Raw genomic sequence first — 22,696 nt, 5'->3', positions numbered from 1 at the left:
TGTGATGGGCAGAACGCTTGCGCTTTTCGTCATCGGCCTTGTCTTCGGAGGCGGTCTCGGCTTTGCCTTTGCGGCGGGCAACGGGATCACCTTTGACGGGCATGATCATGGGGATGCGGCCCAGCATGGCGGGATGGATCACGGGGGCATGACTGCCGACGGGATGGATCATGCCAAGATGCACGAGACGCCGATTGCGGTCGCGGCGGATGCCGCGCCCGAGGTTCAGATCATGGTCAGCCCGGACCCGATGGCGGGCCATAACCTGCATGTCATGGTCGAGAATTTCGAGTTTTCGCCGCAGAACGCCAGCCTGCCCCATCAACCGGGGCAGGGCCATGCGCATGTCTATGCGAACGGCGTCAAGCTGGCCCGGATCTATGGCCCCTGGATGCATCTGGATGGCCTGCCCAAAGGCCAGGTGGAGATCGAGGTGACGCTGAACAGCAACGATCATCATCCGCTGGAGGTGGAGGGCACGCCGGTAACGGCCCGGGCCGTGGTGGAGGTGGAATGACCGCAACGCTTTATGTCTGCACCACCTGCCGCGCGGGTGAGGTGCTGGAAGAGGATGCCCCCCGGCCCGGCGCGCTGCTGCACAGCGCATTGACCGAAGCGGGGGCACCTGACGCGGTCGAGATCGTCGGGGTGGCCTGTCTGTCCGCCTGTTCGCAAGGGGCGGCGGTGGCGCTGTCGGAGCCGGGCAAATGGACCTATGTATATGGCCGCCTGACCCCGGCGGATGCCCCCGATATCCTGGCCGGTGCCGCCGCCTATGCCGCAAGTGCCGACGGGCTGGTGCCCTGGCGTGAGCGCCCCGTAATTTTCCGCAAGCAGAGCCTTGCGCGTGTTCCCCCCTTTACCCTGCCTTTGGAGGCTGCCGAATGAATGACCTGAGCAAAATTCCCGTGACCGTGATCACCGGGTTTCTGGGCGCTGGCAAAACCACGCTGATCCGCCATCTGATGTCCAATTCGGGCGGGCGGCGGCTGGCTGTTCTGGTGAACGAATTCGGGACCGTGGGGGTGGATGGCGACATCCTGAAATCCTGTGCAATCCCCGATTGCCCGGCAGAGAACATCGTGGAACTGGCCAATGGCTGCATCTGCTGCACGGTGGCCGATGATTTCATCCCCACCATCGAGGCGCTGATGGCGCTGCCCACGCGACCCGATCACATCCTGATCGAAACCTCCGGTCTGGCGCTGCCGAAGCCGCTGCTCAAGGCTTTCGACTGGCCGGCGATCCGTTCGAAGATCACGGTGGACGGGGTGATCGCCCTGGCCGATGCCGAAGCTGTGGCGGCGGGTCGTTTCGCCCCTGACGAGGCGGCGGTGGATGCGCAGAGGCTGGCCGATGACAGTCTGGATCACGAGACCCCGCTGTCCGAGGTATTCGAGGATCAGATTGCCTGTGCGGATATCATCCTGATGTCCAAGGCCGATCTGGCCGGTGAGGAAGGGCTCGCCACGGCGCGCCGGATCATCGAGGCGGAAAGCCCCCGCCCGATCCGCATCCTGCCGATGACCGAAGGGGTGATCGACCCCAAGGTGGTGTTGGGTCTGAATGCTGCTGCCGAAGACGATCTGGCGGCCCGCCCGTCGCATCATGACGGGGCGGATGACCACGAACATGATGATTTCGAGACCATTGTGGTGCCCATGCCCGAGGTCGAGGATGTGAACGCGCTGGTCGCGGCCATCGAAAGGCTGGCAACCGAACAGCACATCCTGCGGGTCAAGGGCTATGTCGCGGTGGCGGGCAAACCGATGCGCCTGCTGGTGCAGGCGGTGGGCGCACGGGTGCGGCAGCAGTTCGACCGCCCCTGGGGCGCGGATGCGCGGCAGGGCCACCTGGTGGTGATCGCGGAGCACGACCACATCGACACCGCTGCCATCCGGGGTGTTCTGGGGGCCTGACACCATGCACGTCGTCTTTCGCGAAAGCCACGGGCTGGAGGACAGCGAAACCCCGTTTGATCCGGGCCAGACGCCTGCGGATCTGGTGGTGCTTTCGTTCTCCGACAGTGATCTCGGCGCCTTCGCGGCGGGCTGGCACCGGGGTGGCGGGCCGGAAGGCAAGCTGCCCACGCTGCGGCTGTGCAACCTTGTGGCGCTGCGGCACCCGGCGTCGGTGGACAATTATGTCGAACAGACGCTGACCGGGGCCAGGGGCATCCTGATCCGGCTGATCGGGGGCGAGAACTACTGGCCCTATGGCATCATGCAGGTGCAGGATTTCGCCCGGCGCAACGACATCGCGCTGGCGGTGCTGCCCGCAGACGGACGCGAGGACCCGGCGCTGGACAGCTATTCGACGCTGCCGGTGTCGACCCTGCGGCGGTTGTCGCATCTCTGCGACGCGGGGGGTGCCGTGGCGGCGCAGGCGGCGCTGGCGCAGCTTGCGCTGGCCGCTGGGTTCTATGCGGGCCCGGTGCCGGGCAGCAAGACGGTGCCGGACTGCGGGATCTATGATCCGGAACAGGGCGTCATCCCCTTTGCCGATGTCACCGGCGATGTGGTCGCTGTCACCTTTTACCGCAGCTACCTGACTGCAGCGGATACCGCGCCGGTGGATGCGCTGATCATGGCGCTGCGCGACCGGGGGTTCACGGCTGTGGGTCTTTTCGTGCCCTCGCTGAAGGCCGAGACCGGGCGCGCCTTTCTGGATCAGACGCTGGCGCGGCTGGGCCCATGTGCCATCGTCAACGCCACGGCATTCTCCGGACGGGGGGAGGATGACACAACGCCTCTGGATGGCCCCGGCTGCCCGGTGTTTCAGGTTGCGCTGTCGACGGCACGTCAGAAGGAATGGGCCGAGGCCGAGCGGGGGTTGTCGCCTGCGGACCTTGCCATGCATGTGGTGCTGCCAGAGGTGGACGGGCGCATCTTTGCCGGGGTTGTCAGCTTCAAGGCGCCGGAAAAGAAGGACCCGCACCTGCAATTCTCGCGCTTTGCCCACCGGGCAAATGCCGAACGGATCCATGCGGTGGTGGACCGGGTGGCGGGCTGGCACCGGCTGGCGCGGACACCGGCAAGGGACCGCAAGCTGGCGCTGGTCTTGTCCACCTATCCGGGCCGTGAAGATCAGATCGCCCATGCGGTCGGGCTCGATGCCCTGGCCTCGACCGAGGATATGCTGCTGACCCTGGCCGATGCGGGCTATGGCGTGGAACCTGCCATCGGATTTGGCAAGTCATTGAATCAGAGCACGATTTCCTGGCCTGTCGATGGTGACATGTCATATTTGACATGTCTTCCCGACACGCTCTTGAAGGATCTGAACACCGCATGGGGGCCGGTGGAAGATGACCCGCTCTACCGGGACGGAGCGTTTCATTTTCCCGCGCAGCGCTGCGGAAACGCGCTGGTCGCGCTGCAGCCCGAGCGGGGCAGCATTGCGGCCCGCGATACGGATTATCACGATCTCGCCCGCATCCCGCGCCACTCCTACGTGGCCTTCTACCTCTGGCTGCGCGCCCAGGGCATCGATGCGCTGGTGCATATCGGCGCCCATGGCACGCTGGAATGGCTGCCGGGCAAGGCGGTGGCGCTGTCGGGGGACTGCTGGCCCGAAGTCCTGACCGGGCCGATGCCGGTGATCTATCCGTTCATCGTCAACGATCCCGGCGAGGCTGCGCAGGCCAAGCGGCGCATCGGGGCGGTGACCCTCGGCCACCTGCCGCCGCCGATGAAGGAGAGCGAAACGCCGCAGGCGTTGTTGCAGCTTGAGCGTCTGCTGGATGAATATTCCACTGCTGACGGGCTGGACCCGGCGCGCCGCGACCGGCTGATCGACACCATCCGGTCAGAGGCGCGGGCCGCAGGGGTGGAGGATGATCTGGGCATGGACGATGCCACCAGCGCGGCGGAGGCCATCACCCGGATCGACCGCTTCGTCTGTGACATCAAGGAAAGCCAATATGGGGACGGGCTGCACATCTTTGGTGCCGGTGACGGCGAAAACGCAGGCCTTCTGGCCGCGCTTGACGGGCGGCGTGTTGCGGCCGGCCCCTCCGGGTCGCCCTATCGGGGGCGGTCCGACGTATTGCCCACGGGGCGCAACCTCTATGCCGTGGACCCGCGCAGCGTGCCGACCCGCGCGGCCTATGCGCAAGGCGTCAAACTGGCCGAAGAACTGATCCGCCGCCATCTGCAGGACCAGGGCGATTTTCCGCGCGGGCTGGTTGTCGACCTCTGGGGCTCCGCCACCATGCGCACCGCCGGAGAAGAGCTTGCCATGGCGATGCATCTGGCCGGGCTGGCCCCGAAGTGGGACGAAGGGTCAGAGCGGGTGTCAGGTTTCGAGGTGCTGCCGCTGACCCTGCTGAACCGGCCCCGCATTGACGTGACCCTGCGTGTCTCCGGTCTGTTCCGGGATGTCTTTCCGGGCCTGTCGCAGCTGTTCGAGGCCGGCGCCGCCGCCCTGGCCGAGCGCGAAGAAGCGCCCGACATGAACCCCTATCTGACCCGCACGCCGCGTGTCTTTGGCCCCAAGCCGGGGCTGTATGGCATGAACATGGAAGCCGCGATGCTGGATTATTCAGACGAGGGGCGCGCGGCAGCGGGAGAAGCCTGGCTGAAAGCCTCCGAATGGTCCATCGACGCAAAGGGCGTGTCGCATCAGGACCGGGCCGCGCTTGAGGCGCGGTTGCAGGGTGCCGACGGTTTCGCCCATGTGCAGGACCTCACCGAAAGCGATCTGCTGCTGGCGTCGGATTATGCCAGCCACGAGGGTGGATTTGCCGCCGCCATGGCGCATCTGGGGGCGGTGCAGCCCGCGATGTATCATGTTGACAGCACCGTCATCGGCGCGCCCCGCGCCCGCACCATGGCCGAGGAGATTGCCCGTGTGGTCCGCGCCCGTGCGGCGAATCCGGACTGGGCCAGTGGCATGATGCGCCATGGTTTCAGGGGCGCGGCAGAGGTCGCGGCAACGCTGGACAATCTGGCCGCCTTCGCGCATCTCACGCGGGCCGTGCCTGCGCATCTTTTCGACCTATATTTCGATGCGACGATGGGCCGGGAGGATTTGATGGAGTTTATGGAACGCGAAAACCCCAAGGCATTGGCAGAAATGCGCGCCCGTTTTGTGGCGCTGCGCGATGCGGGCCTTTGGGTCACACGGCGCAATTCGATCTCTGCCCAGATGGACGCAGCCGAATGACCGCGCCTGTGGTCAAGGGGTATTGCCCCGGCGCGCTGCGCCCGATGATGTCGGGCGACGGTCTGGTGGTGCGGGTGCGCCCTTTCAACGGACGTCTGCGCCGGGCACAGGCCGATGGCATCGCGACGCTGGCCGCCGCCCATGGCAACGGGCTGATCGACCTGTCGAGCCGGGGCAACCTGCAGATCCGGGGCGTGCGGGAGGACAGCCTTGCGGCGCTGATCACCGGTCTGGGGGCGATGTCGCTGGTGGATGCGGATGCCGAGATCGAAAGCCGGCGCAATGTGCTGGTCACCCCTTTCTGGCAGACGGGCGAGGAAACAGAAGGCTTTGCCGCCGCGCTGACCGAAGCGCTGGCGCAGCCGGATGCGCCGCGCATTCCGGGCAAGTTCGGTTTTGCCGTGGATACGGGCCGCGCGCCGGTGTTGCAGACCGCTTCGGCAGATATCCGGCTGGAACGGGACGCGGGTGGTGGTCTGATCCTTGTTGCGGATGGATTCGACAAGGGCAAGCCCGTCGCTTCCGGGACAGTCGTGGCAGAGGCCATGGCGCTGGCGCGGTGGTTCGTCGAGATGCGGGGCGAGCACAGCCGCATGGCCGCGCTGCTGGCCGCTGGTGTCGCGCTGCCCGGCGGGTTCATCGTGCCGCGTCAGCGTCAGGATTACCTGCCGCGACCCGGCTATACCCCGCTGGGGGCGATGGTCGGCCTTGCCTTTGGCCAGCTGGAGGTCAAGACATTGGCAAGTCTTGCCAAGCAGGGGGGCCTGCGGATGACCCCCTGGCGGATGTTGCTGGTGGAAAGCGCGCGCAAGCTGCCAAAGGTGCGCGGTGTGATCACCGACCCAGATGATCCGCTGCTGCGTGTGGTCGCCTGCACCGGCGCGCCGCGTTGTGCGCAGGGGCTGGCAAAGACCCGCTCCGTCGCGCGCAGCCTAGCACCCCATGTTCCCCCCGGCAGCCTGCTGCATATGTCGGGTTGCGCCAAGGGCTGTGCCCACGCCCGGCCCGCGCCGCTGACGGTGACGGCCACCCGCGATGGTTTCGACCTGATCCGTCAGGGACGCGCCGGCGATGCGCCGGAGGCGACCTCCCTCACTCCCGAAGACATTATCAAGGCGATCTGAATGCCCCACAGCTACATCACCGATGGCGCGGAGATTTACCGCCAGTCCTTTGCCACGATCCGGTCGGAGGCGGCGCTGGCGCGTTTCACGCCCGAGGAAGAGATCGTCGCGGTGCGCATGATCCATGCCGCCGGGATGGTCGGGCTGGAAGAACATCTGCGCTTTTCCCCCGGTATGGCAATTGCCGCCCGCGCGGCGCTGGAGGATGGCGCGCCGATCCTCTGTGATGCCTATATGGTCAGCGAGGGGATCACCCGCAAACGTCTGCCGCGCGAGAACGAGGTGATCTGCACCCTGCGCGACCCGCGTGTGCCGGAGATGGCCGCTGCGATGGCCAACACCCGCTCTGCCGCCGCGCTCGAACTCTGGCGGCCGCATCTGGCCGGGGCGCTGGTGGCCATCGGCAATGCGCCCACGGCGCTGTTTCACCTGCTGAACATGCTTGAAGACCCCGCTTGCCCGCGCCCGGCTGCGATCATCGGGTGCCCTGTCGGCTTTATCGGTGCGGCGGAAAGCAAGGATGCCCTGATGGCCGACCTGCCGGTGCCGTCGATGATCGTGCAGGGGCGGCTGGGCGGCTCGGCGATCACTGTCGCGGCGGTGAATGCGCTCGCCAGCAGGGTGGAATAGGCATGGGCAGGATCATCTGCGCGGGCCTCGGCCCCGGCGACCCCGAATTGATGAGCGTGAAGTCGGATCGGGTGATCCGGGGCGCCCGCCATGTCGCCTATTTCCGCAAAAAGGGTCGCGCCGGACAGGCCCGGACCATCGTCCGCGACATGCTGCGCGATGATGTGGTCGAATATCCGATGGAATATCCCGTCACCACCGAGCTGCGCTTTGACAGTGCGGAATATCGCGACCTCATGGTCGATTTCTACGCCGAATGGGCCGACCGGCTGGCCGAACTGGCGCGCGATCACGAGGTGGTCGTGCTCTGTGAGGGCGACCCATTCTTCTACGGCTCCTTCATGCATCTGCACACGCGGCTTCAGGGCCGGGCAGAGGTCGAGGTTCTGCCGGCGATCCCCGGCATGGTGGGCTGCTGGAACGCGCTGGACATGCCCTTTACCTGGGGGGACGACGTGATGTCCGTCCTGATGGGCACCTTGCCGGATGCGGACCTTGTGGCGCATATGGAGCGCGCCGATGCGCTGGTGATCATGAAAACCGGGCGCAACATGCCGCGGGTGCGCGCGGCCCTTGTCGCCACCGGACGGCTTGAGGATGCCTGGCTGGTAGAAAAAGGAACCATGGCGGGTCAGCGCGTTGTCCGGCTGGCTGATGTGGATGACGATGATTGTCCCTATTTCGCGATTGTGCTGGTTCATGGACAGGGCCGCAGGCCGGAAGCCGGGGTGCCGACATGACAGGCTGGGTTGCCATCGCGGGCCTTGGGCCGGGCCGGGATGATCTGGTCACACCGGAAGTGACGGCAATGCTGGCCGAGGCTACCGACGTGATCGGCTATATACCTTATGTGAAGCGCGTGGCGCCCCGTGACGGGTTGACCCTGCATCCAACCGACAACCGGGTCGAGATCGACCGCGCCACCCATGCCCTGACGCTTGCCGCCGAAGGCCGTCGCGTGGCGGTGGTGTCGGGCGGTGATCCGGGGGTCTTTGCCATGGCCTCTGCCGTCTTCGAGGCGCTGGAAAGCAAGCCGCAGTTCGCGGATGCCGACATTCGGGTGCTGCCCGGCATCACCGCGATGCTTGCCGCCGCTGCCCGCGCGGGTGCGCCCCTGGGGCATGATTTCTGTGCCATCAACCTCAGCGACAACCTCAAGCCCTGGTCGGTGATCGAACGCCGCCTGCGGCTGGCCGCGCAGGCCGATTTCGCGATGGCCTTCTACAACCCGCGTTCCAGGTCGCGCCCCCACCAGTTTGGCGATGCCCTGGCGATCCTGCGCGAGGAATGCGCACCGCAACGGCTGGTGACCTTTGCCCGCGCGATCAGCCGCCCGGACGAGGCGCTGAACACCGTGACGCTGGCCGAGGCAACGGCAGAGATGGCGGATATGCAGACCGTGGTGCTGCTTGGCAATTCGCAGACGCGGGTTGTCGGGCGCTATGTCTATACGCCGCGTTCGGCCACATGAGCCAGCCAGGACATCACCTGCGCCACGTCATGCGCGATGGTGTTGCCGGGCAGGGCGGGCCTCTGGGCCATGATCACGGGCAGGCCCAGGGCGCGGGCCGCGTCAAGCTTGGCGCGCGCGCCGCAGCCGCCGGCATTCTTGCAGACCACATGGGTGATCGCATGATCGCGCAGCAGCGCGGTGTCTGTCGCCAGCGCGAAGGGGCCACGCGCCAGGATCACGGCGGTATCCGGCAGCGGCAGCGGTGCCTCGGGCGCATCGACGAGGCGCAGCAGGTAATGGTGCTGCGGCCGGGCCGCAAAAAGGCCGATCTGCTGCTTGCCAATCGCCAGAAACACGCGGGACGGTCGGTGCGGCAGCGCGGCGGGCAGGTCTTCGACTGTCGCGACCTGCTGCCAGTCATCGCCCGACCCGGCCTGCCATGGCGGACGTTCCAGCCGGATCAGCGGTGTCTGCGTCGCGGTGCAGGCGGCATGGGCATTGCGGCTCATTCCCGCGGCAAAGGGATGGGTGGCGTCGATCACATGGGTGATGCCCGCGTCGCGCAGGTATCGCGTCAGCCCCGGCACACCGCCGAAACCGCCCGTGCGCTGCGGCAGCGGTTGCGCGGCCGGGGATTGCGTGCGTCCGGCATAGGAGAACGTGGCGTTCATCCCGGCCTCGGCCAGTTGTCTGGCCATCTGGCTGGCCTCGGTTGTGCCGCCCAGCAAAAGGATGTGCATGATGGGTGACCCGTGGCTCAGCATCGTTGGAATGCCGCACGATAGCGCAGCGCAGCTGCCCCCCGCAAGTCGGGCTGCGATCGACGCCGCCGAGGTGATCTTTGGCGGGCCCCGGCATCTTGATCTGGTAAACGCAGGAGGCAGGGGAGCGCCCTGGCCGGTGCCGTTTTCGGTCGGGCCGGTGTTGGCGGCCAAGGGGCGGCGGGTTGTCGTGCTGGCCTCTGGCGATCCGTTCTGGTTCGGGGCGGGCGGCAGCCTGTCGGCGCATCTGGATCCTGGCGAATGGTGCGTGCTGCCCGCGCCCTCGACGTTTTCATGGGTGGCAGGCGCGCTGGGCTGGCGGTTGGAGGATGTGACCTGCCACGGCCTGCATGCCGCGCCGCTTGCGCAATTGCGCGCGGTGCTGGCACCCGAGGCGCGGTTCATCTGCCTGTTGCGTGACGGTGCGGCCCCTGCCGAACTGGCGCAATGGCTGACCCAAGAAGGCGCGGGGCAGGCCCGGATCCATGTCTGCGAACGTATGGGTGGCGCGGAGCAGCGGGTGCGGGAAACCACCGCGCAAGCCTATGACCTGACCGATGTTGCGGACCCCGTCGCTGTCGCGGTGGCGCTGCCCGCCGGGGTGGGCCTGCCGCGCAGTTGCGGCCTGCCGGATGATCTTTTTGACCATGACGGCCAGATCACCAAGCGGCCCGTTCGGGCCCTGACCCTGTCCGCACTGGCCCCACGTCCGGGAGAGGTTCTGTGGGATGTCGGCGCCGGATCCGGCTCTATCTCGGTCGAATGGTGCCTGGCGGGGGGACTGGCGGTTGCCTTCGAACAGCATGAGGCGCGGGCTGACAATATCATCCGCAACGCCAGTCAGTTCGGCCTTTCCCATCGCCTGACGGTGCATCACGGGGATGCGCGCGCGCTGATCGCGGACCGCCCGGCGCCGGATGCGGTGTTTGTGGGCGGCGGCGGCAGTGACGCATTGTTCGGGGCGCTGTTCGACATTTCGCCCAGGGGCACGCGGCTGGTCGCAAATGGCGTCACGCTGGAGACAGAGGCGCGGCTCGCCCGTCTGCATGGCGAAAGGGGCGGCAGCCTGCTGCGGATCGAGCTGGCGGAGGCGGCTCCGCTGGGCCGTCTGCGCGGCTGGCAGGCCGCGCGCCCGGTGGTGCAATGGAGCGTGGTCCTGTGAGGGTTGTCGGCATCGGGTTTCGCGCGGCAGCCGATCTGGCCAGCCTTCAGGATGCGTTGCAGCAGGTTCTGGATGCGGCGGGGGGCGGCGGCATTGACGCGGTGGTGACCGAAGCCGCCAAGGCACGGGAGAAAGTGTTTCGCGAGTTCGTGCTGGTGCTGGGTCTGCCCGGTCTGGGCATTACGGCGCAGGACCTGGGACAGATGATCACCCCGACGCAATCGGAACGGATCCAGGACCGGTTCGGCACCGGATCGCTGGCAGAGGCCGCGGCGCTGGCCGCAGCAGGGCCAGCGGCGCGGCTGGTTGCGCAACGGGTCGTGTCGGGCGATGGTATGGCCACGGCGGCCCTTGCTGAAAGTTGAGAAGGAAAACATGACAGTTCATTTCATCGGCGCAGGCCCCGGCGCGCCTGACCTGATCACATTGCGGGGACGTGACCTGATCGCGGCCTGTCCCGTGTGCCTCTATGCCGGGTCGCTGGTGCCCGAGGCCTTGCTGGCGCATTGCCCCGACGGCGCGCGGATCGTGAACACCGCGCGGATGTCGCTGGACGAGATCGTTGCGGAAATTGCAGCTGCCCATGCGGCGGGCCATGACGTTGCGCGGCTGCATTCCGGCGACCTGTCAGTCTGGTCCGCAATGGGCGAGCAGCTGCGCCGGTTGCGCGCGCTGGATATTCCCTATGACGTGACACCGGGCGTACCCTCCTTTGCCGCCGCCGCTGCGGCGCTGAACGCGGAGCTGACCCTGCCGGGTGTCGTGCAGTCGGTGGTGCTGACGCGCACTTCGGGCCGTGCGACCGCGATGCCGGAGGGCGAAGCGCTGGAGAACTTTGCGCGCACCGGCGCGACGCTTGCAATCCACCTGTCGGTTCATGTGCTGGAAAAGGTGGTGGCCGACCTGACACCGCATTATGGCGCGGAATGCCCGGTGGCCGTGGTCTGGCGGGCAAGCTGGCCGGATCAGCGGGTGGTCAAGGCCACCCTTGCCACCCTGCAGACCGCCATCGGCGAAGAGATGGAGCGCACGGCGCTGATCCTCGTGGGCCATGCGATCGGGGCAGAGGATTTCGGCGAGAGCAGGCTTTACGCCGGCGACTACGACCGCCGGTTCCGGCCGGTCGGCACCGATCCGCGTTTTCCGGAGACGGCGGAATGATCCCGCCCGGGCTGATGATCTCTGCCCCCTCCTCGGGGACGGGCAAGACCACGCTGATGCTGGGGCTGCTGGCGGCATTCCGGGCGCAGGGGCTGAACGTGCAACCGTTCAAGAGCGGGCCGGACTACATTGATCCCGCGTTCCATACGGCGGCGTCTGGTCTGGCCTCCTATAACCTTGACAGCTGGTCGATGGACCGCGCCGTGATTGATGGGCTGGTGGGTAACGCCACCGGGGCGGACCTGATCCTGGCAGAAGGGTCAATGGGGCTGTTCGATGGCGTGGCCATTCCCGGGGCCTGCGGCAACGGGGCCAGCGCCGACATTGCGGCGCATATGGGCTGGCCCGTGGTGCTGGTGCTGGATGTCTCCGGCGCGGCGCAATCCGTTGCGGCCACTGCACGCGGATTTCGCGACATGCGGCCGGATGTGACCCTGGCAGGCGTGGTGCTGAACCGCGTCGCCTCGCCCCGGCATGATACGCTGGTGCGCGCAGGCATGGAGCAGGTGGGCATCCGGGTGCTGGGTTCCCTGCCCCGGCAGAACGGGGTCGAACTGCCCGAAAGGCATCTGGGGCTGGTACAGGCAGGCGAGCAGGAAAACCTGCCGCAGATCCTGGCCGATGCCGCTGCATTCATCTCCGAACATGTTGATCTGACGGCCCTGCGCGCAGCGGCGGCAGGCACATTGTCGAAGGCGCCACCACTGGCAAAGATCGTCCCGCCGGGACAGAGAATTGCATTGGCGCAGGACAATGCATTCGCCTTTGTCTATCCGCATCTGCTGGCCGGATGGCACGCCGCCGGAGCAGAAGTGATGCCCTTTTCGCCGCTGGCGGATGAAGCACCGGACAGCGGTGCCGATGTCTGCTGGTTGCCGGGCGGATATCCCGAATTGCACGCGGGCAAGCTGGCCGGGGCAGAGAGATTTCGCGCAGGCCTGATCGAGTTTGCGCAGACCAGGCCGGTCCATGGCGAATGCGGTGGCTATATGGCCATGGGGGCCGGGCTGGTGGACAAGGACGGCATTCGCCACCGTATGGTTGGGTTGCTGGGGCTGGAAACATCCTTTGCCAAGCGGAAGATGCACCTCGGCTACCGAAAGGCCGAGCTGAACGCGGCCATTCCCGGCCAGACCATACGGGGGCGTCTGCGCGGGCATGAGTTTCACTATGCCACCATCCTCGAAGAGCCCGACGCGCCATTGGCCCGGATCATCGACAGCAACGATCTGGAGGTGCCGGAAACCGGATCGGTGCGCCGGTTCGAGGGGGGCGGCGTTGCGACAGGTACGTTCTTTCACATGATCGGTGATGGCTGATGAGCGGTTTTGTTTCTTTTGTCTCTTCCGGCCCCGGTGATCCGGAACTGCTGACCGTCAAGGCGGTGGACCGGCTGCAAAAGGCCGAGGTGGTATTGTTCGACGACCTCAGTTCGGGGCCGATTCTGGAACATGCCCATGCAGATGCCGATCTGATCGGCGTGGGCAAACGCGCCGGACGGGCCTCGCCCAAGCAGGATCATGTCAGCCGGGTTCTGGTGGACCACGCCGCCGCGGGCATGCGTGTCGTGCGGCTCAAATCCGGCGACAGTGGCATGTTTGGCCGGCTGGAGGAGGAAATCACCGCCCTGCGTGCTGCCGACATCCCGTTCGAGATCATACCCGGTGTCACCTCGGCTTCTGCCGGGGCTGCGGTTGCGGGCATCCCGCTGACCCGGCGGCTGACGGCGCGGCGGGTGCAGTTCATCACCGGTGCGGATGTGACCGGCGACCTGCCGCCCGATGTGAACATGGCGGCCCTGGCCGATCCGCTGGCCACGACGGTGATCTACATGGGCAAGCGGACCTTTCCGGGTCTGGCGGCGCGCCTGCTGGACCATGGGCTGTCCCCCGATACCCCCGCCCTGCTGGCCGAGGCGGTGTCGACGCCGGCGGAAAAGCTGCAGTGGTTCACCATCGCGACACTTGCGGCCTATCTGGAGACAACCACCAGCACCACACCGGCGCTGATCTATTACGGCGCGCTGGCGGAGCCGGGGTTGTGACGGTGTTTGTCTGCGGTTCCTGTCCGGAAGGCACAGATTTTGTCGAGATGATGCGCCGTGGCCTGCCGGAAGAGGAAGTGAAGCAAATCGACTGCATGTCCGGCTGTACCCGGCCGCAGACCGTTGCCTTTCGGGTGACGGGCAAGGTGGCCTATCTGTTTGGCGACATCACGTCGGATGATCTGGGGGATCTGCAACGGTTTGCGGCACTATATGCGGCATCATCCGATGGCACTTTTGCCGATGCGCGGGTGCTGGGCGGGTTGCGGATGAAAGCCATCGCACGGATTCCGGGATGAGCGCGGTGCAACTGACCCTGATCGGTATCGGCACGGGCAACCCCGAGCATCTGACGTTGCAGGCCATCCGGGCGATCAACGCGCAGGACCTGATCCTGATCCCGCGCAAGGGACCGGGCAAGGATGACCTTGCAGAGCTGCGCCGCGCCATCTGCGACGAGGTTTTGGAAAACGAGACCACGCGTATCGTGGAATTCGACCTGCCGGTCCGCAACGCGGCAACAGCGGATTACCGGCGTCGGGTGGATGACTGGCATGACGCGATTGCCGAAGCCTGGCGCGGAGCGATGGCAGAGCAACCGGAGGCGGCACGGGTGGCGCTGCTGGTCTGGGGCGATCCGTCGCTTTACGACAGCACCCTGCGGATTGCCGCGCGGCTGGACCCGCCACCGCAGGTCGAGGTGATCCCCGGCATCACGTCACTGCAGGCGCTGACAGCGGCCCACGCCATTCCGGTCAACGAGATCGGGGCGCCCTTTGTCGTGACGACGGGACGGCGCTTGCGGGATGCGGGCTGGCCTGAAGGGATCGACACGCTGGTGGTGATGCTGGACGGCACCTGCGCCTTTGCCGATATCGACGCCGGAGGGGTGCATATCTGGTGGGGCGGATACGTCGGCATGCCGGAGCAGATCATTTGCGAAGGCCCGCTGGCCGAGGTCGCGGAGCGGATCGTTCAGATGCGGGCCGAGGCGCGGGCGCGGCATGGATGGATCATGGATATCTACATCCTGCGCAGGGATCATGGCGTCTGACGAAATACCTGAAGCATCATGCATCACGTAACGCGTTGAAATCTCTCATGTCAGGCAGCGTTACGTGATTCAGGTTTTTCGCATCACCTTTAATCCGATGGATCGACCTTGCCCCGCATGGCCTTGACCTCTCCCCGGACCTTTTTCGATTTCAGGCGGCGCTTCTTTGATCCCAGCGTTGGGCGTGTGGGGATGCGGCGCTTGGGCGGTGTCAGGGCCTTTTTGATCAGCTCGGCCAGACGGTCGCGGGCAATATCCCTGTTCCGGGCCTGGCTGCGGGTTTCATCGCATTGCAGGATCAACGCGCCCTCGTTCGTCCAGCGGCGCCCGGCAAGACGGCGCAGGCGCGCTTTCACGGGGCCGGTCAGGGAGGGCGAAGTTGCCGCCTCGAAACGCAGTTCGACGGCGGTTGCCACCTTGTTGACGTTCTGGCCGCCCGGACCAGAGGCGCGCACGAAATTCTCCGTGAGCTCCCAGTCCTGGATGGCGATGGTATCGGTGATCCTCAGCATTTTCGTATCTTTGCATCTGGCGCGGGCGAATTGAACATGAAAAGGGCCGCCCCGGTCGGAGCGGCCCAATTGTCGGTTTGGCGAATGGTTTCAGGAGGTGGGTCGGTTAGACCGTCTGTCCACTCGGGATTTCAGCTGCCAGGGGCTGCCCTAGCAGGAGGTCCTCCAAGCTGTTCCGACACCTCGCTCCAATACCTTTCTTGACACTGGATCACCTCCTTTACATTTGTTGAACTCAACCTCAGGTTTGCACAGGTTTTTCAAAACGCAAAGAGATTTTTTGCAGCAGGCGTGATCCTGTGCTGCGGCTGCACTGCGCGTGATTCATTTTTAGGCATGGGGGAGGTTATCCCCCATGCCCGCTGAGTATTTCCGGCATGAAGAAGCCTGGTCAGGCCGTCCGGGTCAGCCGGGCGGTGATGATCCGGAACGGGATCAGCGCGATCAGCGCGATGGAGAGCTTTACGGACCAATCCGCGATGGCGAGCGAGACCCAGAGCGGGGCCAAGGGGCCAACGCCAAGAAGCGGCAGCGTTTCCGCCGCCCAGGAGACATCGGTGGCCGGGTGGATAAAGCTGAGGCTGCCTGCGAAGGCGATGGAAAAGAACAGCGCGGTGTCGATGCTGCTGCCGACCAGCGTGCTGACCAGCGGCGCGCGCCACCATTTGCCGCCACGCAGCGCGGCGAAGACCGAGACGTCGATCAACTGTGCCACAAGGAATGCGACGCCGGAACCGGCGGCGATACGCAGCGTGACCAGCGGGCCGAATTCACCCATGATCTGCGTGCCGATCAGCGAGCAGACAAGGCCCACCACGAAACCCACCATGACGACGCGGCGGGCGGCGGAGGCACCATAGACGCGGTTCATGATGTCGGTGACCAGAAAGGCCAGCGGATAGGTGAAGGCGCCCCATGTCAGCCATTGGCCGAACAGGAACTGGACCAGGATATTGGAGGCCACGACGATGGCGGCCATGGCAAGGATGCCGGGGAGAAATGTGCGTGTCATGTTTGAACCGTTTTTTGCAAGGGTGCGGCGACTTGGCCCGTGGAGCATCCCCGGACAGGGCGGCTTTAGTGGCATAGCGCTGTGCTTGCAAGTTATTTGGTCAGAACGAATTCGACGATCTGGGTCCGCTGGATGCGCAGGAAGTTGTCGTCGGAGATCATCGTGATCCGTGTGTTTCCCGCCGGATCGCGCCAGAGGCTCAGGGATTCCAGGTTGTCGAACCGTCCGGGCAGGGTGGTGAGCAGCGTGGTTTCACCCAGGCCAGGGGCTGCAAGGTTGAAGCGGCGGATACGGGTGCGGAAGCCCAGCGGCGTCACGGTGCGTTCGGCCAGATAAAGCAGTCCATCCGCGTCGAAATCCGCGCCGACCGGCAGGAAGGGGCCGCGCCGGGGGATATGCCCGGTCACGCACCAGCGCTTGCCGTCAAAGCGGTAGATGGGGAAGCCTTCGCGTTCTGAACCTCTGTTTTCCGGAATGGCGAAGAGGCTGCCGTCGGGGTGGACTGCCAGCGCTTCGAGCCCGTTGTTGCGGGGAAAGCCTGCGAAATCCGGGTGATCGGGCAGGCGGCCCGCGGCCCCGGTCTGAAGGTTTACGCGCCCGACCCGGTGATCATGTTCAAAGGAGACATAGGCGGCGCCATCCGCCGAAATCGCCAGACCTTCGGAATCGGCGGCGTTGTTGCGGAGCGGCTTGCCGCTGAGGTACGCCAGCGGTTTGCGGCTGAGGGTCTGGATGGCGGTAATCTGTCCCGCGCGGCGGATCAGCCTGACACGGACCAGGCTGGACCGGTCCGTCACCAGATAGGCAGTGTTGCCATCCGCGCCGATCTCCATCCCGGAAAAGCCGCCGAACCAGGGGTCCGGCAGGGACCAAAGAACATTGGACGTCAGGCGCAGCCCCTCGGCCTGTGCGAAGGATGCACAGGCCAGGGCCGCCGCGATGGACAGGATCAGTTTTCGAGGACGGATTTGCATTGTGCCGGCAGGTCGGCCAGCACCAGCTCGCGCCGCTTTTTCGGGGGCGGTGCGTCCGGGTCGGCCTTCTTGGGCGGTGGCGGGTTCAGGATGTTCTGCTGCCACTGCACCGCATCGGCACAGCCGTCACCGGCTGGCGGTGGCGTCTGGTTGACACAGCCGCGCGCGCCCTTGGGACAGGCGAGGCGGACGTGAAAATGATAGTGGTGGCCGTACCAGGGGCGGATCTTGCGCAGATAGCCCCGGTCACCCTTTTCATCGGCGCACATCTGCACCTTGGCACCGGGGAAGACAAAGATCCGTTCGACACGGGGGTCCTTGGCGGCGGCCTTGATGATATTGTGGTGGGCCTGTGTCCAGGAACTGTTCACATAGGCCCCTTCCGCACGTCGCAGGGAGACGGAAGAGATGCTTTCGCGCTGTTGGCGGCTGAGGCCCAGCGATTTTGGCGGCAGCATCCAGATGTCGGCATCCAGGCCGATCTGGTGGCTGCGGTGGCCGGTCAGCATCGGGCCGCCGCGTGGCTGGCTCATGTCACCGATATAGAGCCCGGCCCAGCCCGGCTGCGTCGCGGCATAGGCAGAGAGTTTCTTGACCATGTCGATGGTTTCGGGGTGCGCCCAGTTGCGATTGCGCGACAGGCGCATGGCCTGCCAGGTCGGCCCGGTTTCGGGCAGTTCCACGCCGCCGGCCAGGCATCCCTTGGCATAGCTGCCGTAAGCAGCGGGCGATTGCGTGGAGGCAAAGCTCTTCGCGCCGAAAAGCCGTTTCGCCTCGACATTGGACAGGGCGCCGCCGGAGGAGCCGATGGTCGGCAGCGCTTCGCGGTTGCCGCTGATGTCGCGCGATCCGCCACCGCACGAGGCGAGGGCAAAGGCAATGGCGGCAGTTCCGAGGATGCGGGTCAGGATCATTTCGAGAAATCTCCGTTTGGCTTGACCCATGCTAACAGGATCAGCCCGATGATGAACAGCCCCACCACGGGGGTAATGCCCAGCCGCTGGCTGTCGGTCACATCGCTCATGACCGCAATCAGCATTGGCGCAAGAAAGGATGTGGCCTTGCCCGACAGCGCATAGAGGCCGAAGCTCTCGGTCATGCGGTCGGGGTTGCCCTGACGGGTCAGCATGTTGCGTGATGACGCCTGCAACGCACCGCCCGCCGCGCCGATCAGCGCACCGGCGAGATAGAAGGTGATGTCGGGCAGGGCGGATCCGGCACCCACGTCGATGCCCATCACGGATGTCGGGGTGAGCGAGATGATCAGGATGGCGGTCAGGATCAGCGTCACACAGCAGAAGATGATGACCGGCATCGGCCCCACGCGCCGGTCCACGCGTCCGCCGATCCAGCAGAATATCGCGCCCGAGATGGCAGCGAGAATGCCGAAGATGCCGATGTCGATAATGCTCCAGTTCAAGACCCCCAGCGCGTAGATGCCGCCGAAGGTGTACATGCCGTTCAGCGCATCGCGGTAGAACATGGAGGAACCGAGGTAGGCCATCAGCGACGGATGGCGCGGCAGGTTGCGCAGGGTGCGCGCCAGGTCCGACAGCCCCTTGCCCAGTTCATAACGCACCGGGTTCAGTTTCGGGATGTCGCGCGTATAGAGGAAGAAGGGGATCATGAAGAGCACATACCAGATGGCTGTCAGCGGTCCGACGATACGGGTGTCGGCCTTTGTCGCGGTGTCGAGGCCAAAGAGCGGTGCCATGCCCGCCATCGTCTTGCCGCTGTCGCCTGCCTGGAACAGGGCGATCATCAGCATCAGCGCCACCACCCCGCCGACATAGCCGAATGCCCAGCCGGAGCCGGAAATACGCCCGCGTTCACCGGGGTCCTGGTCAAGCTCTGGCAGGTAGGAATTGGTGAAGATCGTGGCAAACTCCATCCCGATCAGGCCGATGCCGAAAAAGAACAGGGCCCAGAGGATCGAGAAATCCTGCGGTGCCGTCCACCACAGGCCGGCCGAGCCGATCACGTAAAGTGCCGAAAAGAGCCAGATCCAGGGCATGCGCTTGCCCGAACTATCCGCAACCGCACCCAGGACCGGGGCCAGCAGGGCGATCAGGATGCCTGTCGCGGTCAGACCGTAACCCCAATAGGCCTGGGCCTGCGCCTTTGCCACATCCAGCGCCATGCCGTCCGCGACAAGGGCGGCTGTCGCGGTCTGCGCGAAATAGGGGCCGAAGATGAAGGTCAGCATCAGCGTATTGTAGGGTTGGCTGGCCCAGTCGAAGAAATACCAGCCCCAAATGCGTTTACGCGCTGTGATCGTCGCCATGTAGCCCCCCATTTCCGTTGCGGAAGGGTAGAGCAGGAAGGCGCATCTTTCGCAAGAATTGCTTTTGGCCGGGCCGGCTTTGCGGAGTTGCGGATCCGGTGCGCGGCTGAGCAGCCGCGCCCGGAAAACCGGCTATGGATGGGCTGGCACGACATCGGGCATCGGGGGCCAGGGGCGCAGTGCCTCGGTCTTGCACCATTCGCTGATCCAATGGGGCATTTCGGGGGAAACGGCTTCCTGCCCCATCGCCTCCAGCACCCGTTGCGGGGGGATGATGCCGTTACTGTCCGTCACGGCAGCCCGGTAGAGAACATGGCTTGCACATTCGCCGTTGGTTTTCCACATGCTCTGTTCAAGGTAGATGAACTTGTCGTCCCAGCATACGGCGCGGCTGCGCATTTCGAACTTTTCGAAGCCGTGGATGCGCCGCCGGAAACGGGTGGACGATCCGGCCATTGTCAGGCCCCAGCGCTCGCGCCGCAAAACGTCGATCAGCCCGCCCCGCTGCGCCATGGCAATGCGTCCGATGTCATAAAGCGACAGGGCGCGGCCGTTGTTCAGCTCCAGCCAGAAATCCAGATCGTGTGGCCAGCACATATGCCGGCTGATGTGGGCCTCGGTCAGGGTTGCGAGGGGCGGCTGGCGCCGCGCTTTCAACACATGCCAGATGACGCGGACAAACGGGAACATGGGAAGACTCCTTTGCCCGACAGGTGCAACTATGCAGGCAAGGGTCAACCATGAACCTTGCGGCACTCTTGTGTATTTGTGCGTCTGTGCTTACCTCTGCCGCAATCGCTAAAGAAGGACCGCCCATGACGTCGTTGTTTCAGATCCTGATGTTGCTGCTGAACATCGTCTATTTCATCGTCATCGCGCATGTGATCATGTCGTGGCTGATCAATTTCCAGGTGCTGAACCTGCGGCAGCCGCTGGTGGCGCAGATTTGGGAAGGTCTCAACCGGCTGCTGGAACCGGTCTATTCCCGTGTGCGGCAGATCATTCCCCCAATGGGCGGGCTCGACCTTGCCCCGCTGGTCGTGCTGATCGCGGTTGCGGTGCTTCGCATCGTCCTGGTGAACAATGCGCCGATGTTCTACTGAACCGCATTTTAGCTGACTGCCAGGCCTGTAGCGCCCGACCTTAAACCTGTGACACGAATACCCTGCCACGCCTGCGGCGCTCTCGGGACATTCGTGTCACGATGATTCAGATAAAAGATCGGGCGCTTTAAACGGGGTTGTTCCCCCCGGGCCGCTGTGGGATTCTGCGTGGCATAACAGTTTATCCGACAGGGTTTTTCATGACCGCCACCGCATCGGGCGCGACCGCGCTGCTACGTGACGTATTCGGCTTTGATGCCTTTCGCCCCGGCCAGCAGGAGATCGTCGAGGCGGTGACAGCGGGTGAGAACGTGCTGGCGATCATGCCCACGGGTGGCGGGAAATCCCTGTGTTTCCAGATGCCTGCCCTGCTGCGCAACGGGGTGACGGTGGTCATCTCGCCGCTGATCGCGCTGATGCGCGATCAGGTCCGCGCCTTGCAGGAGGCGGGTGTGGGTGCAGGCGCCCTGACCAGCGGCAACACCCCCGAAGAGACCGATGCCGTCTGGGAGGGGCTGGAGGCAGGCACGCTGCGGCTGCTTTACATGGCACCCGAGCGGTTGGCGGCCGGATCGGTGACCGGCATGCTGCGCCGGGTCGGTGTTAACCTGATTGCGGTGGATGAAGCGCATTGCGTCAGCCAATGGGGCCATGACTTTCGCCCCGACTACCTGCGCATCGGAGAGCTGCGCCGCGCGCTGGATGTGCCACTGGCGGCCTTCACCGCCACGGCAGATGCCGAGACCCAGACAGAGATCGTGCAAAAGCTGTTTGACGGGCAGGCGCCGCGCGCCTTCCTGCGGGGGTTCGACCGCCCCAACATCCACCTGGCCTTTGCCGCCAAGAACAAGCCGCGTGACCAGATCCTGAACTTTGCCGCGGCCCGGCCCGGTCAATCCGGCATCGTCTATTGTGGCACGCGGGCCAAGACCGAAGGCATCGCAAGGGCGCTGCGTGAGGCGGGGCAGAAAGCGATCCATTATCATGGCGGGATGGAGGCCGAGGACCGGCGCATCGCGGAGCGACAGTTCCAGCAGGAAGACGGGTTGATCGTCTGCGCCACGGTGGCCTTTGGCATGGGCGTGGACAAGCCGGATATCCGCTGGGTGGCCCATGCCGACCTTCCCAAGTCGATCGAGGCCTATTACCAGGAAATCGGTCGTGCGGGCCGCGACGGCGCCCCGGCGGAAACGCTGACGCTGTTCGGGCCCGATGACATCCGCCTGCGCCGCTCCCAGATCGACGAGGGGCTGGCCCCGCCTGAGCGCCGTGCGGCGGACCATGCGCGGCTGAACGCTCTTCTGGGCCTGGCCGAGGCGCTGACCTGCCGGCGCAAGCAGTTGCTGGCCTATTTTGATGAACATGACGTGACCTGCGGGCGCTGCGACCTTTGCGACACGCCGGCGGAGGTCTTTGACGGCACCACAGCGGTGCGCAAGGCCCTGTCCGCGATCCTGCGCACCGAAGAATGGTTCGGCGCGGGCCATCTGATCGACATTCTGCTCGGGGTCGAGACCGACAAGGTAAAGGCGCGCGGCCATGACGGCCTGCCGACATTCGGCGTGGGCGGGGAATATGACCGCCGCCAGTGGCAGGCCGTGTTCCGGCAGATGATGGGCCACGACCTGATCCGACCCGACCCGGAACGCCATGGCGCATTGCGCATGACAGATGCCGCCCTGCCGATCCTGCGCGGCGAAGCGGAGATCAGCCTGCGCCGCGACACGATCAAGGCTGCCGGCGGGTCACGCCGCCCGGCGGTCAAGGCGATGGTCAGCGAAGAGGATGCACCGCTGCTCTCTGCGCTCAAGGCCAAGCGGCGCGCGCTGGCTGAAGCGGCCAAGGTGCCTGCCTATATCATCTTTACCGACCGTACCCTGATCGAAATGGCCGAGACGCGCCCCCGCGACCTGGACGGGATGGCGCGCATCGGCGGGGTCGGGGCCAAGAAGCTGGAGAACTACGGCGCGGATTTCCTGCGCGTCATCAACGGCGAGGCCGAAGCGATGCACCCCACAAGGCGCAAGCTGGCGGGCCGCTCGGCGGGATCGGTCTATGACCGGTTGCTGGAAGTGCAGGCGGATCTGGCGCGCGGCGAAGGGGGCACGGAGAAACCATTAAGCTGCTCCGCGTCCCTGCTGGCCAAGGTGGCGCAGATGCACAACGCCGATGACGCAGCGCTGGAGCGTTTGCTGGGCGAACGCCGCGCCGAACGGTTCGGCGCGGCGTTCCTGCATATTCTTTCGGAACGGTAGA

24 protein-coding genes are annotated in these 22,696 nt (G+C 65.4%); 17 read left to right on the top strand and 7 right to left on the bottom strand.

The genetic code is table 11. The features are described from left to right. Positions 1-4 precede the first annotated feature (4 nt). From PVW51_RS01830 to cobJ, 8 genes are read left to right on the top strand one after another with little or no spacing between them, the layout of a single operon-like run. A complete protein-coding gene (locus tag PVW51_RS01830) occupies positions 5-517 on the top strand; it encodes a hypothetical protein (RefSeq protein WP_274573364.1) in 513 nt (170 codons plus the stop codon). Further along, positions 514-888 carry a DUF1636 family protein gene (locus PVW51_RS01825; RefSeq protein ID WP_114274239.1) on the top strand — a complete coding sequence of 125 codons (375 nt, stop codon included), beginning with the start codon at positions 514-516 and terminating at the stop codon, positions 886-888. Before PVW51_RS01830 ends, PVW51_RS01825 begins: the two co-directional genes overlap by 4 nt. Next, complete coding sequence (gene cobW / locus PVW51_RS01820; RefSeq protein WP_274573363.1) at positions 885-1,919, top strand: cobalamin biosynthesis protein CobW; 1,035 nt, start codon at positions 885-887, stop codon at positions 1,917-1,919. The genes PVW51_RS01825 and cobW overlap by 4 nt, the downstream gene beginning before the upstream one ends. 4 nt (positions 1,920-1,923) lie before the next feature. Then, entirely contained in the window at positions 1,924-5,166 is a 3,243-nt protein-coding gene (gene cobN / locus PVW51_RS01815; RefSeq protein ID WP_274573362.1) for a cobaltochelatase subunit CobN, read from the top strand. Continuing rightward, entirely contained in the window at positions 5,163-6,290 is a 1,128-nt protein-coding gene (cobG, locus tag PVW51_RS01810) for a precorrin-3B synthase (protein WP_274573361.1), read from the top strand. Before cobN ends, cobG begins: the two co-directional genes overlap by 4 nt. Continuing rightward, positions 6,291-6,920 (top strand): precorrin-8X methylmutase, encoded by a 630-nt coding sequence (locus PVW51_RS01805; RefSeq protein ID WP_274573360.1) that lies wholly within the window; start codon positions 6,291-6,293, stop codon positions 6,918-6,920. Between the two features lie 2 nt (positions 6,921-6,922). Continuing rightward, a complete protein-coding gene (locus PVW51_RS01800) occupies positions 6,923-7,660 on the top strand; it encodes a precorrin-2 C(20)-methyltransferase (protein ID WP_274573359.1) in 738 nt (245 codons plus the stop codon). Then, positions 7,657-8,391, top strand: a complete 735-nt coding sequence (cobJ, locus tag PVW51_RS01795) for a precorrin-3B C(17)-methyltransferase (protein ID WP_274573358.1) — start codon at positions 7,657-7,659, stop codon at positions 8,389-8,391. The genes PVW51_RS01800 and cobJ overlap by 4 nt, the downstream gene beginning before the upstream one ends. On the opposite strand, the gene PVW51_RS01790 is transcribed toward cobJ, so the two are convergent. Further along, positions 8,367-9,113, bottom strand: a complete 747-nt coding sequence (locus PVW51_RS01790) for a cobalt-precorrin-6A reductase (RefSeq protein ID WP_274573357.1) — start codon at positions 9,111-9,113, stop codon at positions 8,367-8,369. The two genes, cobJ and PVW51_RS01790, sit on opposite strands and share 25 nt — an antisense overlap. Before the next feature lies 1 nt (position 9,114). Between PVW51_RS01790 and cbiE the strand changes: the two genes are divergently transcribed. The 7 genes from cbiE to cobF are packed head-to-tail and all read left to right on the top strand — an operon-like array spanning position 9,115 to position 14,555. After that, positions 9,115-10,296: a precorrin-6y C5,15-methyltransferase (decarboxylating) subunit CbiE gene (gene cbiE, locus PVW51_RS01785; protein WP_274573356.1), complete on the top strand. Its 1,182-nt coding sequence runs from the start codon at positions 9,115-9,117 to the stop codon at positions 10,294-10,296. Then, complete coding sequence (locus PVW51_RS01780; RefSeq protein WP_274573355.1) at positions 10,293-10,661, top strand: cobalamin biosynthesis protein; 369 nt, start codon at positions 10,293-10,295, stop codon at positions 10,659-10,661. Before cbiE ends, PVW51_RS01780 begins: the two co-directional genes overlap by 4 nt. A gap of 10 nt (positions 10,662-10,671) precedes the next feature. After that, positions 10,672-11,457, top strand: a complete 786-nt coding sequence (cobM, locus tag PVW51_RS01775; protein WP_274573354.1) for a precorrin-4 C(11)-methyltransferase — start codon at positions 10,672-10,674, stop codon at positions 11,455-11,457. Then, positions 11,454-12,776 (top strand): cobyrinate a,c-diamide synthase, encoded by a 1,323-nt coding sequence (locus tag PVW51_RS01770; RefSeq protein ID WP_274573353.1) that lies wholly within the window; start codon positions 11,454-11,456, stop codon positions 12,774-12,776. Before cobM ends, PVW51_RS01770 begins: the two co-directional genes overlap by 4 nt. Then, on the top strand, positions 12,776-13,501 hold the full coding sequence (gene cobA / locus PVW51_RS01765; RefSeq protein WP_274573352.1) for a uroporphyrinogen-III C-methyltransferase: 726 nt from the start codon (positions 12,776-12,778) through the stop codon (positions 13,499-13,501). The genes PVW51_RS01770 and cobA overlap by 1 nt, the downstream gene beginning before the upstream one ends. Continuing rightward, positions 13,498-13,800 (top strand): DUF1636 family protein, encoded by a 303-nt coding sequence (locus PVW51_RS01760; RefSeq protein ID WP_274573351.1) that lies wholly within the window; start codon positions 13,498-13,500, stop codon positions 13,798-13,800. Before cobA ends, PVW51_RS01760 begins: the two co-directional genes overlap by 4 nt. Next, positions 13,797-14,555: a precorrin-6A synthase (deacetylating) gene (cobF, locus tag PVW51_RS01755; protein WP_274573350.1), complete on the top strand. Its 759-nt coding sequence runs from the start codon at positions 13,797-13,799 to the stop codon at positions 14,553-14,555. Before PVW51_RS01760 ends, cobF begins: the two co-directional genes overlap by 4 nt. A gap of 89 nt (positions 14,556-14,644) precedes the next feature. Here cobF and arfB read toward each other — a convergent pair whose 3' ends face one another. The 6 genes from arfB to PVW51_RS01725 all read right to left on the bottom strand — a co-directional run bounded on the left by arfB (position 14,645) and on the right by PVW51_RS01725 (position 20,027). Next, entirely contained in the window at positions 14,645-15,067 is a 423-nt protein-coding gene (gene arfB, locus PVW51_RS01750; RefSeq protein WP_114274253.1) for an alternative ribosome rescue aminoacyl-tRNA hydrolase ArfB, read from the bottom strand. A gap of 391 nt (positions 15,068-15,458) precedes the next feature. Then, on the bottom strand, positions 15,459-16,079 hold the full coding sequence (locus PVW51_RS01745) for a queuosine precursor transporter (RefSeq protein ID WP_274573349.1): 621 nt from the start codon (positions 16,077-16,079) through the stop codon (positions 15,459-15,461). 92 nt (positions 16,080-16,171) lie between these two features. Continuing rightward, positions 16,172-17,053 (bottom strand): esterase-like activity of phytase family protein, encoded by an 882-nt coding sequence (locus PVW51_RS01740; RefSeq protein WP_274573348.1) that lies wholly within the window; start codon positions 17,051-17,053, stop codon positions 16,172-16,174. After that, positions 17,029-17,967, bottom strand: coding sequence for a penicillin-insensitive murein endopeptidase (mepA, locus tag PVW51_RS01735; protein WP_269366891.1), 939 nt, complete (start codon positions 17,965-17,967; stop codon positions 17,029-17,031). Before mepA ends, PVW51_RS01740 begins: the two co-directional genes overlap by 25 nt. After that, positions 17,964-19,337 carry an MFS transporter gene (locus tag PVW51_RS01730; protein WP_274573347.1) on the bottom strand — a complete coding sequence of 458 codons (1,374 nt, stop codon included), beginning with the start codon at positions 19,335-19,337 and terminating at the stop codon, positions 17,964-17,966. Before PVW51_RS01730 ends, mepA begins: the two co-directional genes overlap by 4 nt. 132 nt (positions 19,338-19,469) lie before the next feature. Further along, entirely contained in the window at positions 19,470-20,027 is a 558-nt protein-coding gene (locus PVW51_RS01725) for an acyl-CoA thioesterase (RefSeq protein ID WP_269366895.1), read from the bottom strand. Between the two features lie 125 nt (positions 20,028-20,152). Here PVW51_RS01725 and PVW51_RS01720 point away from each other — a divergent pair, with 125 nt between their 5' ends. Together PVW51_RS01720 and recQ are read left to right on the top strand one after the other, a co-directional pair. Next, entirely contained in the window at positions 20,153-20,440 is a 288-nt protein-coding gene (locus tag PVW51_RS01720) for a YggT family protein (RefSeq protein WP_274573346.1), read from the top strand. Positions 20,441-20,640: 200 nt separating this feature from the next. Continuing rightward, positions 20,641-22,695 (top strand): DNA helicase RecQ, encoded by a 2,055-nt coding sequence (gene recQ / locus PVW51_RS01715; protein WP_274573345.1) that lies wholly within the window; start codon positions 20,641-20,643, stop codon positions 22,693-22,695. Position 22,696 lies beyond the last annotated feature (1 nt).

The sequence above is a fragment of the Sulfitobacter sp. PR48 genome (assembly GCF_028807335.1).
In the GTDB taxonomy this organism is placed as follows: domain Bacteria; phylum Pseudomonadota; class Alphaproteobacteria; order Rhodobacterales; family Rhodobacteraceae; genus Sulfitobacter.
The sequence above is the reverse complement of the archived record's forward strand: the minus strand, read 5'-3'. Positions and strand labels throughout refer to the sequence as shown.

Bases quoted from the DNA above. Each gene is read 5' to 3' on its own strand.
- PVW51_RS01830 (WP_274573364.1), top strand. From the start codon at position 5: ATGGGCAGAACGCTTGCGCTTTTCGTCATCGGCCTTGTCTTCGGAGGC.
- PVW51_RS01825 (WP_114274239.1), top strand. From the start codon at position 514: ATGACCGCAACGCTTTATGTCTGCACCACCTGCCGCGCGGGTGAGGTG.
- cobW (WP_274573363.1), top strand. From the start codon at position 885: ATGAATGACCTGAGCAAAATTCCCGTGACCGTGATCACCGGGTTTCTG.
- cobN (WP_274573362.1), top strand. From the start codon at position 1,924: ATGCACGTCGTCTTTCGCGAAAGCCACGGGCTGGAGGACAGCGAAACC.
- cobG (WP_274573361.1), top strand. From the start codon at position 5,163: ATGACCGCGCCTGTGGTCAAGGGGTATTGCCCCGGCGCGCTGCGCCCG.
- PVW51_RS01805 (WP_274573360.1), top strand. From the start codon at position 6,291: ATGCCCCACAGCTACATCACCGATGGCGCGGAGATTTACCGCCAGTCC.
- PVW51_RS01800 (WP_274573359.1), top strand. From the start codon at position 6,923: ATGGGCAGGATCATCTGCGCGGGCCTCGGCCCCGGCGACCCCGAATTG.
- cobJ (WP_274573358.1), top strand. From the start codon at position 7,657: ATGACAGGCTGGGTTGCCATCGCGGGCCTTGGGCCGGGCCGGGATGAT.
- PVW51_RS01790 (WP_274573357.1), bottom strand. From the start codon at position 9,113: ATGCACATCCTTTTGCTGGGCGGCACAACCGAGGCCAGCCAGATGGCC.
- cbiE (WP_274573356.1), top strand. From the start codon at position 9,115: ATGGGTGACCCGTGGCTCAGCATCGTTGGAATGCCGCACGATAGCGCA.
- cobM (WP_274573354.1), top strand. From the start codon at position 10,672: ATGACAGTTCATTTCATCGGCGCAGGCCCCGGCGCGCCTGACCTGATC.
- PVW51_RS01770 (WP_274573353.1), top strand. From the start codon at position 11,454: ATGATCCCGCCCGGGCTGATGATCTCTGCCCCCTCCTCGGGGACGGGC.
- cobA (WP_274573352.1), top strand. From the start codon at position 12,776: ATGAGCGGTTTTGTTTCTTTTGTCTCTTCCGGCCCCGGTGATCCGGAA.
- cobF (WP_274573350.1), top strand. From the start codon at position 13,797: ATGAGCGCGGTGCAACTGACCCTGATCGGTATCGGCACGGGCAACCCC.
- arfB (WP_114274253.1), bottom strand. From the start codon at position 15,067: ATGCTGAGGATCACCGATACCATCGCCATCCAGGACTGGGAGCTCACG.
- PVW51_RS01745 (WP_274573349.1), bottom strand. From the start codon at position 16,079: ATGACACGCACATTTCTCCCCGGCATCCTTGCCATGGCCGCCATCGTC.
- PVW51_RS01740 (WP_274573348.1), bottom strand. From the start codon at position 17,053: ATGCAAATCCGTCCTCGAAAACTGATCCTGTCCATCGCGGCGGCCCTG.
- mepA (WP_269366891.1), bottom strand. From the start codon at position 17,967: ATGATCCTGACCCGCATCCTCGGAACTGCCGCCATTGCCTTTGCCCTC.
- PVW51_RS01730 (WP_274573347.1), bottom strand. From the start codon at position 19,337: ATGGCGACGATCACAGCGCGTAAACGCATTTGGGGCTGGTATTTCTTC.
- PVW51_RS01725 (WP_269366895.1), bottom strand. From the start codon at position 20,027: ATGTTCCCGTTTGTCCGCGTCATCTGGCATGTGTTGAAAGCGCGGCGC.
- PVW51_RS01720 (WP_274573346.1), top strand. From the start codon at position 20,153: ATGACGTCGTTGTTTCAGATCCTGATGTTGCTGCTGAACATCGTCTAT.
- recQ (WP_274573345.1), top strand. From the start codon at position 20,641: ATGACCGCCACCGCATCGGGCGCGACCGCGCTGCTACGTGACGTATTC.